Raw genomic sequence first — 16,950 nt, forward strand, 5'->3', positions numbered from 1 at the left:
ATTATAACATAAGCTTTGTCGATTATGACGACTCTCCAAAAAAATTTGGTTAAAGTAAAAGCTAATTCTACCACAATTGAAGCTATATTTTAATATTCACCTAAAAAATGCTATGATAAACATACCAAAAGAGTATTTGCGAGCTTAAAAATAGTGCATGCAGATACATAAAGAAAAAAATACGAAAGTACCAAGATGCTTGATATCGTTGGAAAGAGGAATTCATATGGCATTTGATGGCTTATTTACTTATTCAATAACTGCCGACCTACAACAGCTAGTCACTGGTCGGATTACCAAAATACATCAACCCAATGCACAAGAAGTTATTTTACATGTGCGAGCGAACGGAAAGAATCATAAATTACTGTTTTCCATCCACTCTTCTTATGCACGTGTACACCTTACTGAACAGGTGATTGAAAATCCAGCAGAGCCGCCAATGTTTTGTATGCTTTTGCGTAAGCATATAGAGGGTGGTTTTATTGCTTCTATAAAACAGCGTGATTTTGATCGCATTATAATAGTAGAAATTGAAAGTAAAAATGAAATTGGAGATCCAATTGTAAGAGAAATACATGCTGAAATTATGGGTAGACATAGTAATCTACTGTTGATTGATCAAGAGCAGGGAAAAATTATTGACAGCCTAAAACATCTACCGCCTTCAGTCAATAGCTTCCGTACTGTACTACCAGGGCAACCGTATTTTGCGCCACCCACACAAAACAAATGGAATCCTTTAACAGTGACAGATGAAGAGCTAACAGCATTTTTCGCTGAAGCAAAAACCTCTAAAGAGATCGTGCAACAATTAGCTGGTTTTTCACCTCTTCACGCGGAAGAATTATTGTATCGAATGAAGACGACTTCAAATACACTAGTATGTTTCAAGGATTTTATGGCCTCCTTTGCGAACGGTGGAATGAAGCCTATGTACGTACTCTTCAATCAGAAAGTATACTTTTCCCCTATCGAATTAACGCATTTGCATGATGGGGATATAACAATCTATCCTAATGTCCATGAGCTTCTTGATCGTGTATTCTTTGCCCGTGCAGAGCGAGATCGTGTAAAACAACAAGCAGGCGATTTAGAGCGCTGGCTACAAAATGAGATTGACAAATTAGCTTTAAAAACAAAAAAGTTAACAAAGGATTATGAACGTGCCTCCAAGCTCGATCAATTCCAACTATATGGTGAGCTATTAATGGCTAATATCTATGCCTTTGAAAAAGGAGTTAAGGAAGTTACTGTCACAAATTACTATAGTGAAACTGGCGAAGAAATAACGATTCCAGTAAGCGAACGTAAAACACCTATTGAAAATGCCCAAAGTTATTACACAAAATATACAAAGGCAAAAAATGCCTTGGTCATGGTTCAAGAGCAGCTAGAAAAAACTACTGATGAAATTTCTTACTTCGAAATGCTTGCACAGCAAGTTCAGCAGGCTTCTCCTGGAGATATTGAGGAAATTCGTGAAGAGCTAGCAGAGCAAGGTTACTTAAAACTACGTCATGCGAAGAAAAAGAAAAAACAAGCGAAACCTGAACCAGAACGCTATGTTTCTTCTACAGGTGTAACAATCTCTGTTGGAAAAAACAATAAACAAAATGATATGCTGACATTTAAACTAGCAAAGCGGACTGATATTTGGTTACACACAAAAGATATTCCTGGATCTCATGTTGTCATTCATTCAAGTGAACCCGATGAAACGACATTGCGAGAAGCTGCCACACTAGCCGCCTATTTTTCTAAGGCCAGAGAATCCTCTTCTGTGCCTGTAGATTATACCGAAATACGACAGGTCAAAAAACCAAATGGTGCCAAACCTGGTTTCGTCATCTATTTTGAACAAAAGACACTGTATATTGACCCGGATGAGGCAGTCATTTTACAGTTAAAGAAACAGTCATAAAGGAAGAAACCGATACAAATTGTATCGGTTTCTTCCTTCTTATAACGAGTACACGTAATCCGTACTATAAAACGATGAAAACAACCTTATCTTGATTKWKTTTTACAGACAATCTTCCTTACATTCAGGACAAGGGCGTATCATATGTCTAATCTGCACTGTTTCCTTCAACGTATATTGACTTCTACTACTGAGAAACGCTAAATTAAAGTATAAAAATTTTTATAGAGCATTCAGGAAAGGGCGTATCTATATGACTGTARGTAAAAAATTAAGCTTTGGTTTCTTTGCAATTATTCTCACATTAATCATTTCTTTGTTCATTATGTTCCTGTTATTTTCAAACATTGAAAAAAAGATTGAAAATGCATTAGAAGGACATGTTGCCCTTGTAGAATTAGCAGATGATATTCAATACGAAATGGCTATGCAAGGTCTTTTCATTCGTGCCATCATCATCGAAGACAAACCTGCTAACAAAGAGAGTTTCTCAAAATATGCAAGTATGCTCGACACACATGTAGAWGAAATCACTGAAAAATCGAATWCAGCTGAAATGGAAACATATGCACAGGAATTAAAAGTTCATAATGATTCTTTTAACAAGGCAGCAACTGAAGCAATAGCTTTATTTGAAGCTGGTAATCTAGAAGGTGCTTTGCAGAAGGTAAATGGTGAAGTCCAACAAGCTAATAAAGGTATACAAGATGTATCCGATCAAATTGGAAACTATCAAAAGGAACAACTAGATATTGTGACAAAAGAATCTAAACAGGCCGTGTTTAATTCACAAATTATTTCCATTATCGCAATCATTATTGGTATCGCTCTAGGTATTTTCCTTATTTTCTATATACAACGGACAATCTCACGCCCTTTAAAATCTGTCGTTCTGGCTGCAAACCATGTAGCTAATGGAGAATTAATTCATCCAGATATTACCCATCAATCAAAAGATGAAATTGGTCAGCTTTCAGCAGCTTTTAATGCCATGAAGGGTAATTTGAAAAATTTATTAACGCATATASAGGRYRAWGCRGRGSRTKYAACAGSWTMARWAGARGAAYKKTCKGMMKCRACTGARGWAATTASTGCCACNGCTGATGAAATTACAATACGGATTAACGAAACAGCTGAGGCTGCAGTGACAGCTACAGTTGCAGCTAACGAAAGCGCACACGCAATGGATGAAACGGCTGTAGGTGTTCAACGAATAGCTGAGGCAACTCAACAACTACATCAGAATGCTATAACAACTTCAGAATTAGCAACAAATGGAAATGAGACGGTAGAAGAAGCTCAGCAACAAATGAATGTCATCCATGAATCAACACAAACGATTAATAATCTTGTTCAAAAATTGAGTAAGCAATCAGATGAGATTAGTCAGATCACAGCTGTTATTACAGCTATTACAGATCAAACAAATTTATTGGCACTCAATGCAGCAATTGAAGCGGCTAGAGCTGGAGAGCATGGTAAAGGATTTGCGGTAGTAGCAGATGAGGTTCGTARGTTAGSTGAGGAATMCAAACAATCAGCCAACCMAATCGTTGCCTTAACGCTAGAAATTCAACAGGATACACATAATGTAGAAAAAGCAGTCTTTGATGGACTTCATTCTGTCACAGAGGGCGTTAAAATCATCGGACATGCAGGACAAGCCTTTGAAGGAATTGWGAAAGCAATTAATACGATGACAGATCAAATAGAAGATATATCAGCTACCTCTGAAGAAATYTCAGCTAGCGCTGAACAGGTTGCAGCGTCCGTTGCAGAAATCGCCCATGGTGCTTCAACTAGCGCGGATAATACAAAAATTGTAGCTTCAGCAACTAGAGAACAATCTATAACAGTACAACAAGTAAACCAAGTTGCCTCAGATCTAAGCGAAAAGTCCTTAGATTTACAGAATCAGATCAATCAATTTAAACTTTAAATAAAAAACAGTGCATTTTATAAATGGGATGCACTGTTTTTTATATTTTTTCATGGTATACCACTTAAAAAGTGGAAGAATATCCTTCTGAATAGCTATTGTTAACGTTTTCATTCGATGAATAAACAGATTTTTAGTAATTATTTGAATTATCAATCCTCTTCAGTAAGACAAATGACATCCTCAAAAAAACAATAAGATTTAAACAGTTCTCTTTGGAAGAATACAAGGCGAAATGAAGCATTCCTTTTATTTTTTAACGGATGAATAAAACAGTAACCAACTGCATATATGCATGTATATACAACTAGCTCCAAAATTATTTCAAAAAAACTTAATCTCGTAAACTAGCTTGTCACTAAATCCAAATTTTTCTTAGTATGGGTACCTTTTTTCATACAAATGCTCATTTTTTTCTTTTTCTTCCCCACAAATGGATAATCCTAGAAAAATACAAAACAAGTTTCTTATATAWCATTAATAGATAAAAATATTCATKTTWTGCGATAATAAAWTACAAGAAATTACCTGTAAAAGAATCTAATKCACTGAGTTTWACATAGATTTWCYACAAATCYAWACAAATTCCTCAAGGTATTACATCTATGWCTTTTGATTCATTTTTCAAATATCGATAATATTATCAAAAAAATAGGAATTTTCCGTATAGTAAATCATTTTTTTATTTTTACTTTATTTTTGATATTCAGAATAAGTAAATATCAAATTTTTAATATATATACACTTCGCCTCTTTAGCGTGATAAATCGGAAAAATTTATTATTCTCCTAAATGTCAGATAATACTATATAAATTCGAATATTTTTTATTTAGTACACAATGATTTTTTTGGTATATTAAATAGGAGCTTCACAAAAGGCTTAAAAATTGTATAAGGGGGATTCACATGAATAAAAACAAAAAGTTTTTATTACTAACAGTCCTTGCAGTATTTTCTTTAGTACTTGCTGCATGTGGCTTCGGTGGAGATTCGTCTGACAAATCTAAAGACGAAGGAAAAGATTCTGGCTCTTCAGAAACAACTTCATCAGGTGGCGAATTAAATGTAGTAGTAGCTTCTGAGCCGCCATCTCTTCATCCTGCATTAGCAACAGATACAACTTCTAGCGTGTTATTAACAAATACTTTTGAAGGATTAACAACTACTGATGCAGACGCTCGTCCAGTTGCAGCTGCTGCTGAAAGCTGGGAAGTTAGTGAAGATTTAAAAACATACACGTTCAAATTACGTGATGCTAAATGGTCAAACGGAGATCCAGTAGTAGCTGGTGACTTCGAATACGCTTGGAAATGGGCATTAAACCCAGACAATCTTTCTGAATATGCTTYAATCCTTTACCCAATTAAAGGTGCTGCAGCATACAACAATGGTGAAGGTTCTGCTGATGATGTAGGCGTTAAAGCACAAGACGAAAAAACATTAGTAGTAACTTTAGAAAACCCAACACCTTACTTCTTAGAATTAACAGCATTCAAAACATATGCACCATTAAACCAAAAAGTAGTTGAAGGTAATGATGAGTGGTATGCAGATGCTGGTGAAAACTATGTAACAAACGGTCCTTTCACATTAGCTGAATGGAGACACAATGATACAATCGTATTAAAGAAAAACCCAGAGTACTGGGATGCTGMTAAAGTTTACTTTGAAACTGTTAATATCGGTATGGTTGAGTCTGAAGCAACTGCAGCAACAAGCTTCAAAGCTGGAGAAATTGACTACTTAGGTGCACCATTCCAATCTGTGGCACTTGATTCAATCGACGCATTTAAAGCTGATGGTTCATTAAATATTAATGACCAAGCTTCTGTTTACTGGTACAAGCTAAATACAAAAGATAAAATCACTGGAAACGCTAACATCCGTAAAGCGTTAGCTTTAGCAGTTGATCGTCAAGGTTTAATTGACAACATTACTAAAGGTGAGCAAAAACCTGCATTAGGCATGGTTCCATCTGCAGTTCATGGCTTTGAAGAAGACCGTGGTTACTTCAAAGATAACGATATCGAAGGTGCTAAAGCAGCACTTGAAGCTGGTATGAAAGAACTTGGAATTACAAACCCAGCAGATATCAAAATTAACCTTTCTTACAACACAAGTGAAGCACACGCTGCTATCGCTCAATACGTTCAAGAGGGCTGGACTAAAAACCTAGGTATCACTGTAGGTCTAGATAACTCTGAATGGCAAGTATATTTAGAAAAACTTAACCAATTAGATTACCAAGTTGGCCGTATGGGCTGGGTTGGTGACTACAACGATGCTTATACATTCTTAGAAATGTATGACACTGCTGCAAACGGTAACAACGATACTGGTTGGGAAAGTGCAGAATACAAAAAATTATTAGATCAATCTAACGTTGAAGCAGATCCTGCTAAACGTCTTGAGCTTTTAAAACAAGCTGAAAAAGTTGCTGTAAATGATTTCCCAGTTATTCCAATCTACTACTACACGAACCTATCTGTTAAAGATTATAAAGTGAAAAACATGAAGGCAGACATCCTTGGTAACATTCTACTTAAAGAGGTTAAAGTAGAGAAATAATCCTATTGCTTAATTTAGCTCTACAGCGAAGAGCTGCCTCGTAGCCACTTCGGCGCGAGTCAGCTCTTTTTAAAATACGAAGGCATATATTTGTCTGAAAATTGACAAATAGAAGGAGGAGTTTTATGTGATTAAATATATTTTGAAAAGGCTGATGTATATACTTCTCGCGCTTTTCGTCATCGTAACGGTTACGTTTTTCTTAATGCGTCTCGCTCCTGGTAGTCCTTTCGCGAGTGAACGTAATTTCCCACCTCAAATTGMGGAGAAGTTAAACGAAACGTATGGATTAAATAACCCTTGGTATATTCAAKATAAAGATTATTTAATCGATACGGCCACATTCAATTTCGGTGAGTCAATGAAATATAAAGCGCGTTCTACAAATGATATGATTTCTGAAAGTTTCCCTGTTTCATTAACATTAGGGATTGAAGCTATGCTATTAGCAGTTGGATTCGGTGTATTAATTGGCGTAGTTTCCGCGCTATATCATAATAGGTTCCCGGATTATTTGGCAACGTCCTTTGCGGTGCTCGGTATATCAGTACCTTCATTTATATTAGCAGGTTTAATGCAGTATTTCTTAGCCTTTAAGCTAGGCTGGTTCCCTATTAGTGGGTGGAAGGGCTTTATTTATAGTATTTTACCAGCCCTTGCAATCGCTTTCTMTCATATGGGCTTTATCGCAAAATTAACACGTTCAAGTATGCTTGAACAAAACAATAGTGATTATGTAAAAATGGCTCGTGCAAAAGGTATTGGTAAATGGACAATCGTATTCCGTCATACATTACGAAATGCCCTTCTGCCAGTCGTAACATACCTTGGTCCATTAACAGCTGGTGTTGTAACAGGTAGTTTCATTGTTGAGCAAATTTTCGCTATTCCTGGACTTGGTAAGCACTTTGTTCAAAGTATTACAAACCGTGACTATACAGTAATTATGGGTACGACGGTGTTCTATTCCATCATCCTTTTATTTGCGGTATTAATCDTTGATRTTCTATATMKTKTGATTGATCCGCGTATTAAACTGAAAGGAGCGAAAAAATAATGACACAGCAACAAATTGAAAAAGATAAGTTTAAAATTGTTGGTGGAAATCATGAAGCAACGGAAAAATTAGCTGATAAATCAGTCTCCTTTTGGAAAGAAGTATTTCTCCGTTTCTCTCATAACAAATTAGCCATCATTGGGATAATCATTTTAATCATTGTTATTTTAATGGCTACATTCGTACCAATGTTTTCTCAATATAAAGCAAGTGATCAGCTAGGTGTTTACAACGCACCACCATCTGCACAATTTTGGTTTGGAACGGATGACCTTGGTCGTGATATTTTCGTTCGTATTTGGGAAGGCGCTCGTATTTCCCTATTTATCGGTATTGCTGCAGCGATTATTGATTTAATTATCGGTGTTTTATGGGGAAGTATTTCAGGCTTAGCAGGCGGTCGTGTTGATAACATCATGATGCGTATTGCCGACGTTTTAACAGCTGTGCCATACCTTCTAGTAGTAATCGTACTTTTAGTTGTTATGCAACCTGGTTTAATTCCTATGATTATTGCCCTGTCCATCACTGGATGGATTAACATGGCTCGTATCGTTCGTGGTGAAGTATTATCTATTAAAAATCAAGAATATGTTCTTGCTGCTCGTACATTAGGTGCTAGTACAGGCCATTTAATTATTAAACACTTAGTGCCGAATGCTCTTGGTGCAATCTTAGTAACGATGACGCTAACAATTCCATCTGCTATTTTCACCGAATCATTCCTAAGCTACCTTGGTCTTGGGGTGCCTGCTCCAACAGCTTCTTGGGGTACAATGGCCTCTGATGGTAATAAAGCTATTGCAAATGCTCCATGGCGCTTGATTTTCCCAGCAGTATTTATCTCACTGACAATCTTTGCGTTTAACGCAGTTGGTGACGGCTTACGTGACGCTCTAGATCCAAAACTACGTAAATAAGGAGGTGGCCGAAATGAGTAAAACAATTCTAGAAGTAAAAGATTTAAGAATTAACTTTAAAACTTATGCAGGGCTTGTCCATGCTGTACGTGGTGTTAACTTTGATTTAAAGGAGGGTGAAACACTCGCTATAGTAGGTGAATCAGGCTCTGGTAAAAGTGTTACGAGTAATGCATTAATGAAACTAATTCCCCAGCCACCTGGTATTTATGAGTCAGGACAAATTTTATTTAATGGCCGTGATTTAGTTCCATTAACTGATAAAGAAATGTCTAAAGTACGCGGAAATGAAATTGCAATGATTTTCCAAGATCCTATGACAAGTTTGAACCCAACAATGAAGGTCGGACGTCAAATAACTGAAGTAATKTTGCAACACAAAAAAGTTTCTAAAGACGAAGCGAAAAAACGTGCAATTGAGCTTTTAACACAGGTAGGTATCCCCTTCCCTGAAAAACGCTATAACCAATACCCACATGAATTTTCAGGTGGTATGCGTCAACGTGTTGTTATTGCCATTGCCCTTGCAGCTGATCCTAAGCTATTAATTGCAGATGAGCCGACAACAGCTCTAGACGTAACAATTCAAGCGCAAATTTTAGAATTAATGAAAGAAATTCAGAAAAACTCGCAAACATCTATCATTTTCATTACACACGATTTAGGTGTAGTGGCGAATATCGCTGACCGTGTAGCTGTAATGTACGCTGGACAAATCGTTGAATATGGTACTGTAAATGATATTTTCTATAATCCAAAGCATCCTTACACATGGGGTCTACTTGGTTCAATGCCAGATTTAGATAATGATACTGATGAGCTATTACGTACGATTCCAGGCTCACCACCAGWTCTGACGAATCCACCTAAGGGTGATGCAWTTGMAGCTCGTAACGAGTATGCTATGGCCATTGATTATGAACAAGAGCCACCARTGTTCCAAGTAAGTGAAACACATTTTGCAAAGACTTGGTTGTTGCATCCTGATGCACCAAAGATTCCTCTTCCAGATGCGGTTGCTAAMCGTATTGMAGGGTATTTAGCAAAGGAGGCACAAGAAAATGACTAAAACTGGTGCGAAAAAAATTCTTGAAATCAAAAATTTACAGCAGCATTTTGGTTCGCCAAGTAATCCTATCAAAGCTGTAGMTGGTATCAGCTTCGATGTTTACGAAGGTGAAACACTTGGTCTTGTGGGTGAATCAGGTTGTGGTAAGTCAACAACTGGTCGTTCAATTATTCGTTTATATGATATTACAGGTKGCGAGATTGTTTTCGATGGTGAAAATGTCCATGGAAAAAAATCTAAAAATGAGTTAGAGAAATTTAACCGTCAAATGCAAATGATTTTCCAAGATCCTTATGCTTCTTTAAACCCTCGTATGACGGCTGGTGAGATCATTGGTGAAGCCTTTGATATTCATGRCCTTTACAAGGACAAAAAAGAACGTCGTGCAAAAATTCAAGAGCTACTTGAAGCTGTTGGTTTAAACAAAGAGCACGCGAATCGTTACGCACACGAATTCTCTGGTGGTCAACGTCAACGTATTGGGATTGCCCGTGCACTAAGTTTAGATCCTAAGTTTATCATTGCGGATGAGCCAATCTCTGCGCTAGACGTATCTATCCAAGCGCAAGTTGTTAACTTACTAAAACAACTACAAAAAGAACGTGGCTTAACATATCTTTTCATTGCCCATGACTTATCTATGGTAAAATACATCAGTGACCGTATTGCTGTAATGTACCGTGGTAAAATCATGGAAATCGGTAAAGCAGATGATATCTACAATCACCCTGTTCATCCGTATACAAAATCTTTATTATCAGCTATCCCACTTCCTGATCCAATGTCAGAGAAGCGCCGTCAACGTATTCAGTACAAGCATACAGAGGTTGACGAAAGTGCAACCTACCATGAAGTAGGTGACCAGCATTATGTTTATGGTACTGCTGATCTAGTAAAAACTTGGGTTGGTAATCGCTAAAAGCTATAACTCCTATCGACAGTATAAAAACTGTGATGGGAGTTTTTTTAATTTACTTCTTTTATTACCCCATATCCCCATCAGACTAAACCTAAATAAACTTACTACCTTTTAGTAGACTATAATTCCCTTCATTCTTTTATTTTACATAAAATAATTAGTTAATAAATACCATTTATGTAAAATTAGTTTAAATGTTTTAAGGAATATATTATRATAGAGTTAATACGAATAAAGGGGTGTATTCAATGAAAAAAAGTATGAAACTTCTTCTTGCTACATGTTGTTTTACAATCGTATTAATTAGTGTTGGTTCTACCACAGCATCTGCCTATCCAGGTCCATGCCACAGTCCAAAGCCTTGTGTGATTAGACCATAATAGTTGGTCTCAAAACATTATTTCCAGGTCTCTATGGTCTCTGTAAGGACAATCAATATTACTATGTATTAAACTATTATCCTTTATAAAATTCGGCACCTTTAAATGTGATTACTTTTACATTTAAAGGTGCCCTATTTTCTTGTCACTTATTTAATATCCATTTTTTAATTACCTTCTAGATTTTGGATTTAATGCATCCTTTAACCCTTCTCCGATAAAATTAATGGACAAAATTACTAGCGTAATAGCTGTTGCAGGAGGCACCCACATCCAAAGCTTCTCCTTTAATACCTCTGAGTTTCTAGCTTCGGACAGCATATTCCCCCAACTTGGTGTATCTGCTGGTACGCCCAACCCTAAAAAGCTTAAACCAGATTCAGCGACGATTGTTACAGCCATCAGCAATGTTGCTTGTACAATAATCGTCGAAGCAACATTAGGTAGTAAATGCTTCATAATAATCTTTGATGATTTACATCCTATTGATTGAGCTGCTAATATATACTCATTTTCCTTTTCAGCAAGCACCCTACTTCGTACAATCCTTGCAACTGATCCCCACATTAACAGTGAGATAACAAAAATCAAAGTCCATAGACCAGATACTTTTCCAATTAGAATTTGATTTAAAACAATTACAAAAATCATAAATGGAAACATTAAGATAAAATCTGTAAATCTCATGAGTATTTGATCTATTTTTCCACCAAAGTACCCTGAAATGGCGCCGACAGTAGTTCCAATTAAAACAATAAAGAACATACAGCTTAATCCTACTGTTAAGGAGGATCTACCAGCATAGAGCATTCTTGTAAACACATCTCGTCCATTTGTATCTGTTCCTAACCAATTTTCACTAGAGGGTGGTTTACTTATTTGGGTAAAATCAACCCGGACAATATCTTTAGTTGTAATATATGGTGCTAGAAACGATAAGATAATAACGATCAGTAGAAATATAAGGCTAATCAAGGCTAGTTTATTTTTAAAGAACTTTCGTCTCGCAATTACCCATGGCGAGGGGCTTTTCTTTGGCGATTTTGGCGTTAAAACTTCTTGATCCGTTACCAATGTCATATTTCCCCCTCCTTAATCCAATCTAATACGTGGATCTACTACACCATATAATAAATCCGCTATTAAATTTCCAAAAAGTGTTAAAAACGAAAGTAACATTGTGATCGACATCATGACTGCATAATCCCTTCTTCCAACAGATTCAAGGAAGAGAGCACCTATTCCAGGATACGTAAAGATTGTTTCTGTTATTACTGCACCGCTAATTAATGTTGCGATATCAAACCCAAGGAACGTAATAAGAGGAATAATAGAATTTCGTAAAATATGTTTGTTATAAATTTTCGATTCTTTTGTTCCCTTTGCTCTCGCAGTTCTTACAAAATCTTTTCTACTATTTTCAATAATGTCATTCCGCAAAAATTGTGTATAGGATGCTGTTCCCATCAATCCTAATATAAGCGCAGGTAGTAAAACATGGTGGAATCTACTTATATAGTAGTCCAAATTTCCAGGCTCTAGCCCGACACCAACAGATCCGTTAAATGGGAACCAACCTAATTTGAACGAGAAAAAGTAAATGGCTACAATTCCCGCAACAAATGACGGAATGGCTAAAGCTAGATAATTATACGTTGCAATCAAATTATCCCCAAGTGTATAGGGTTTTCTACCAGCATACATGCCCATGATAAATGCAAATATGTAGGTAAAAATTAACGATGTTAGAGCTAAAAATATGGTATTAGGTATACGCTGCGCAATAATTTCTACTGCTGGTTTCTTATAAACAGTTGATTTACCAAAATCCCCTTGCATAAAATTAACAATCCATCTACCGTATTGCTGGATAATAGGATCGTTATAGCCTAATTTTTCTCTCATTTCTTCGATATATTGTGGATTCGTATTAGAAGGATCAATTTCACCAGCAAATGCATCTCCTGGCATCATTTTCGCTAAAAAGAATACCACCAACGAAATAAGGAGTAACAATGGGATCATGCCAAGTAGTCGTCGAAGTGTATATTGAAGCATGTAACGTCTCCTTATCTATAAATTTACTAACTAAGTCCTCTGTTCAAGGACTTAGTTAGCAAGAATTAAAGTACACAATAGCTTATTCTTTAATATGCCATTTATAAACATCCGTTTGGAAGCCAACAGCGTTGACATGAACACCTTGTAAACGGTTATTAATACCATATAAATCTAAGTTTTCCCATAAAGGAAGTGCAGGTAATTCTTCGTTGAAGTATTTTTGCCATTCAACATATGTTGCCATACGTTTTTCTTTGTCAAATGCTTCTTCACTTAAGCCTTTATCCAATAATTCTTGGTTTTTAGGATCTACCCAACGACCATAGTTCCACTCAGCGTCATTACCCCATAATCCTGATGGATCTGGATCAGCACCTGTACTCCACGCACCGAAGAATGCTTCTAAAGCTGCATCATCATTATCTTTCATATCATTATATAAGTTAAACTCAATTAAACTACCTGTCGCTAATTCTGTTTTTACACCAATATCATTCCAAGATTGAACAATTGCTTGTGCACGTCCTTCAAATGCTGCTGAACCTGCATAGTGACCAAATGAAATTTTAAATGGTTGTCCCTTTGGATCTTCTACGAAACCATCACCATCTTTATCTACATAACCTGCAGATGCTAATAGCTCTTTTGCTTTTTCTGGGTTGAATTCATATTGGTTTAGTTCTGACTCTGGTGCAGCAGTCCAGAAAGTAGTTGGAATCACAGTGTTGGCAACTGTTGCTTTTCCTTCTAAGAAAGCATCGATCATTGCTGGACGGTTAATTGCATATAATAATGCTTGACGTAATTCTTTTGCATTAAATTTATCAAAATCTGCCACATTTTTTAATGTAGCTTTATCACGATGACCAAAACGAAGTCCGATGTATGAATAGCCCACACCATTAGTTTCTTCAATACGTACATTGCCTAATGCTTCTAATTCTTTTACGGATTGTGGTCTAATATCCATAATGTCAATTTCTCCATTTTGGAATGCACCAGTTGCTAATGATGGGTCAATTACTTTTACAATAACACCATCAAGCTGTGGTTTGCCCTTCCAGTAATCATCAAAACGCTCTAATTCAGAATATTCTCCATCTACAACTTTTTTCACCTTAAATGGCCCTAAGCCAACAGGATTTTCACGAACTTGCTTTGACTCCTCTAAATCCTTAACAGCAATACCTTCATAATGTTTCTTCGGCATTGGATTTGACCATAGATTTTCTAAATTATTAATTTTCACTTGTTCAAAAGTGATTTTTACAGTGTATGGATCTACTACTTCAATACCTTCGATTTTGTCAGCCTTACCTTCTTTTTTAGCTTTGGCACCTTTAATTCCCTCAACATAATTGTAGCGAGGTCCAGCATAATCAGGATGCGCAAGAGTTTCTAAAGCAAAAACCCAGTCATCAGCTGTTAATTCCTCACCATTATGCCATTTTACACCCTTCTGGAATGTAAACGTATACGTTAATTTATCCTCACTAATTTCCCATGAAGCTAAGTTTGGAACATATTCTAAGTCATCATTTACATCATAAATACCTTCCATTGTGAAATTTTGAATATAGCTGTCTACAATACTACCTGAATAAGCAGGATCATATACGCCTTCAGGTGCAACATCCGTACCATATGTTACGATGCCACCCTCTGTAGAAGGTTCATCTGTTGTTGTCGTTGTATCCCCGCTTGTATCCTTTTCATTTTCCTTCTCTGTTTTTGATGAGTCATTATTACATGCAGCTAAAAATAATGCCATAACTAGCAATAGCATAAATGACCATAATGCTGATTTTTTCATTTTTTTCCCCCCGTAATTTTATTTTTGTCAATAACTATTTTCCGTTTTTAGTTTTTAATATAAATGACAAGCAACACTATGCCCCGACTTCACCTCCTTTAAAGCTGGCTTAGATAATGAACATTCTGCCATTGCCTTTGGACACCTTGGATGGAATGGACAGCCTGATGGTGGATTAGCAGGACTCGGTATATCTCCCTCTAAAACAATACGACTATTTTTCTTTCTCGGATCTGGCACAGGTATTGCAGAGATCAATGCTTGTGTATAAGGATGTAATGGCTCATCGTAAATATGTTCCTTATCAGCTATTTCTACAATATTTCCTAGATACATCACGCCAATTCGATCGCTCATATGCTTGACCACACTTAAATCATGTGCGATAAACAGGAATGTTAAATCAAACTCATCCTGAAGTTCTTTTAATAGATTAAGAACTTGTGATTGTACTGATACATCTAAGGCTGAAACAGGCTCGTCTGCAATAATAAGCTTTGGTCTAAGTGCTAGTGCCCGAGCAATACCAATACGCTGGCGCTGACCACCTGAGAACTCATGAGCATATTTATAATAGGCATCTTCAGGTAAGCCGACTTTTCTTAATAGCTCCATTACCTCGCCTTTTAATGATTTCAATGATTTGTTACTGAAATTCATAATTGGCTCTGCAACAATGCTTCCTACCATTTGCATAGGATTTAAAGATGCGTATGGATCCTGAAATACCATTTGAATATCTTTTCGTATATCTCTTAAAGATTTCCCTCTCAAGTTTGTAATATCTTTACCATCAAAGATAATTTTTCCATCCGTCGAGTCTAATAATCTTAAAATTGTCCGTCCAGTTGTCGATTTTCCGCAACCCGATTCTCCAACTAACCCTAATGTCTCGCCATTTTTAATAGAAAAAGAAATGTTATCCACTGCTTTTACATGACCAACAGTATGCCTTAAGAAGCCACCTTTGATTGGGTAATATGTTTTCAAATCAATTATTTCTAATAAGTTATCCTTTTTTTGTTTTACGATTGTTTCATTCATGTTGTCAGCTCACACCCTTTCTAGTATCGCAACTTTCATAAAGTAAACAAGATACCTCATGTCCATCATCTATAAAGGAAAGTTGCGGCGTAACCTTGCTACAATCAGGCATAGCTGAAGGACATCTATCCACAAAACGGCAACCTATTTGGGGCATATTTTTCAACGAAGGTACAATCCCTTGAATGGTCGTTAACTTTTCAACTTCCTCATCGATTCTTGGTATAGAAGCCATTAATAGCTTTGTATAAGGATGCTGCGGATTGTGGAACAAATTATCTACATTTGTTTTTTCTACAATTTTCCCCGCGTACATGATAATTACTTCATCACACATTTCGGCTACGACGCCTAAATCATGTGTAATAAGTACGATGGACATATCATTTTTTGCTTGAATTGTCTTTAATAGCTCTAAGATTTGAGCTTGCACCGTCACATCAAGTGCCGTAGTAGGCTCATCTGCAATTAATAGTTTAGGTTGACATGCAATGGCAATGGCAATCATAACCCTTTGTCTCATACCACCAGATAATTGGTGAGGATACTCATCTACAATTTGATCCGCTCTGGGTATGCCGACTTGCTTTAATAAGTCTATTGCTTTACTTTTAGCCTCAGCCTTTGAGATTTTAGAGTGATTTAAGATAATCTCTTGTATTTGTGAACCAATTGTAAAAACGGGATTTAATGATGTCATGGGTTCTTGGAAAATCATACTGATATCTTTTCCTCTAATCTTATTCATGTCATCGCTAGAATAATTTTCGATGTTTTTTCCTTCAAACTTAATTTCTCCGCCTGTAATTTTGCCAATCCCTTTTGGAAGAAGCTGCATAACTGAAAGTGACATGACACTTTTTCCACATCCAGATTCTCCAACTACCCCAATAATTTGACCTGATTTGACTGAAAAAGAAACATCATCAACAGCATGATAGATATCCCCATCTATCTCGAAACCAGTTTTAAGCTCATTTAATTCACACATGATTCCCATTTTGTGTACCACCTTTAATTTTTTTACTAAAAATCACTACATCCTTTATGTAAGCAACAGAAACATATGTCTAAAATGTATTCTTTAAGTAAAAGATGTAAAAAGAAATTAGCTTTTGACTTCCTTCATAAGATTCAATATTCCGAAAAATTAGATCCTAAGATGTTAAACCTATTTCAAAATTATATTAGCTAAAAAAAACATCAAATTTTAAAAAGAACATCTTCATTACATAAATTGATCCTATTTTCCAAA

General features: G+C 36.2%; 12 protein-coding genes. 7 read left to right on the plus strand and 5 right to left on the minus strand.

What is annotated here, in order from left to right; translation table 11 throughout:
- The first annotated feature begins 226 nt into the window (after positions 1-226).
- The 7 genes from ACHZEU_RS08865 to ACHZEU_RS08895 all read left to right on the plus strand — a co-directional run bounded on the left by ACHZEU_RS08865 (position 227) and on the right by ACHZEU_RS08895 (position 10,397).
- The gene (locus tag ACHZEU_RS08865; RefSeq protein WP_103117561.1) at positions 227-1,924 is read left to right on the plus strand and encodes an NFACT family protein; all 1,698 of its coding nucleotides are present in this window, start codon (positions 227-229) and stop codon (positions 1,922-1,924) included.
- A 253-nt stretch (positions 1,925-2,177) separates the two neighbouring features.
- Positions 2,178-3,863, plus strand: a complete 1,686-nt coding sequence (locus ACHZEU_RS08870) for a methyl-accepting chemotaxis protein (protein ID WP_404804373.1) — start codon at positions 2,178-2,180, stop codon at positions 3,861-3,863.
- Between the two features lie 907 nt (positions 3,864-4,770).
- Complete coding sequence (locus tag ACHZEU_RS08875; RefSeq protein WP_404804374.1) at positions 4,771-6,432, plus strand: peptide ABC transporter substrate-binding protein; 1,662 nt, start codon at positions 4,771-4,773, stop codon at positions 6,430-6,432.
- 127 nt (positions 6,433-6,559) lie between these two features.
- Complete coding sequence (locus ACHZEU_RS08880; RefSeq protein WP_404804375.1) at positions 6,560-7,489, plus strand: ABC transporter permease; 930 nt, start codon at positions 6,560-6,562, stop codon at positions 7,487-7,489.
- The gene (locus ACHZEU_RS08885; protein WP_048395384.1) at positions 7,489-8,409 is read left to right on the plus strand and encodes an ABC transporter permease; all 921 of its coding nucleotides are present in this window, start codon (positions 7,489-7,491) and stop codon (positions 8,407-8,409) included. The genes ACHZEU_RS08880 and ACHZEU_RS08885 overlap by 1 nt, the downstream gene beginning before the upstream one ends.
- Before the next feature lie 13 nt (positions 8,410-8,422).
- Positions 8,423-9,478 (plus strand): ABC transporter ATP-binding protein, encoded by a 1,056-nt coding sequence (locus ACHZEU_RS08890; protein WP_404804376.1) that lies wholly within the window; start codon positions 8,423-8,425, stop codon positions 9,476-9,478.
- Positions 9,471-10,397 carry an ABC transporter ATP-binding protein gene (locus ACHZEU_RS08895; protein ID WP_404804377.1) on the plus strand — a complete coding sequence of 309 codons (927 nt, stop codon included), beginning with the start codon at positions 9,471-9,473 and terminating at the stop codon, positions 10,395-10,397. The genes ACHZEU_RS08890 and ACHZEU_RS08895 overlap by 8 nt, the downstream gene beginning before the upstream one ends.
- Before the next feature lie 551 nt (positions 10,398-10,948).
- Here the strand turns inward: ACHZEU_RS08895 and opp4C are convergent.
- From opp4C to ACHZEU_RS08920, 5 genes are all read right to left on the minus strand, one after another.
- On the minus strand, positions 10,949-11,857 hold the full coding sequence (opp4C, locus tag ACHZEU_RS08900; RefSeq protein WP_048395389.1) for an oligopeptide ABC transporter permease: 909 nt from the start codon (positions 11,855-11,857) through the stop codon (positions 10,949-10,951).
- 12 nt (positions 11,858-11,869) lie between these two features.
- The gene (gene opp4B, locus ACHZEU_RS08905) at positions 11,870-12,835 is read right to left on the minus strand and encodes an oligopeptide ABC transporter permease (RefSeq protein ID WP_016994271.1); all 966 of its coding nucleotides are present in this window, start codon (positions 12,833-12,835) and stop codon (positions 11,870-11,872) included.
- 82 nt (positions 12,836-12,917) lie between these two features.
- Positions 12,918-14,651 carry an oligopeptide ABC transporter substrate-binding protein gene (opp4A, locus tag ACHZEU_RS08910; RefSeq protein WP_048395392.1) on the minus strand — a complete coding sequence of 578 codons (1,734 nt, stop codon included), beginning with the start codon at positions 14,649-14,651 and terminating at the stop codon, positions 12,918-12,920.
- Positions 14,652-14,705: 54 nt separating this feature from the next.
- Positions 14,706-15,695: an ABC transporter ATP-binding protein gene (locus tag ACHZEU_RS08915; RefSeq protein WP_048395393.1), complete on the minus strand. Its 990-nt coding sequence runs from the start codon at positions 15,693-15,695 to the stop codon at positions 14,706-14,708.
- Positions 15,696-15,699: 4 nt separating this feature from the next.
- Positions 15,700-16,695 (minus strand): ABC transporter ATP-binding protein, encoded by a 996-nt coding sequence (locus ACHZEU_RS08920; protein ID WP_404804378.1) that lies wholly within the window; start codon positions 16,693-16,695, stop codon positions 15,700-15,702.
- Positions 16,696-16,950 lie beyond the last annotated feature (255 nt).

The organism is Lysinibacillus sp. S1, assembly GCF_044986265.1.
Classification (GTDB): Bacteria; Bacillota; Bacilli; order Bacillales_A; family Planococcaceae; genus Lysinibacillus; species Lysinibacillus capsici.

What these genes read in the sequence shown, in the direction of transcription:
- ACHZEU_RS08865 (WP_103117561.1), top strand. Translation starts at nt 227, where the DNA reads ATGGCATTTGATGGCTTATTTACTTATTCAATAACTGCCGACCTACAA.
- ACHZEU_RS08920 (WP_404804378.1), bottom strand. Translation starts at nt 16,695, where the DNA reads ATGGGAATCATGTGTGAATTAAATGAGCTTAAAACTGGTTTCGAGATA.
- opp4C (WP_048395389.1), bottom strand. Translation starts at nt 11,857, where the DNA reads ATGACATTGGTAACGGATCAAGAAGTTTTAACGCCAAAATCGCCAAAG.
- ACHZEU_RS08885 (WP_048395384.1), top strand. Translation starts at nt 7,489, where the DNA reads ATGACACAGCAACAAATTGAAAAAGATAAGTTTAAAATTGTTGGTGGA.
- opp4A (WP_048395392.1), bottom strand. Translation starts at nt 14,651, where the DNA reads ATGAAAAAATCAGCATTATGGTCATTTATGCTATTGCTAGTTATGGCA.
- ACHZEU_RS08915 (WP_048395393.1), bottom strand. Translation starts at nt 15,695, where the DNA reads ATGAATGAAACAATCGTAAAACAAAAAAAGGATAACTTATTAGAAATA.
- opp4B (WP_016994271.1), bottom strand. Translation starts at nt 12,835, where the DNA reads ATGCTTCAATATACACTTCGACGACTACTTGGCATGATCCCATTGTTA.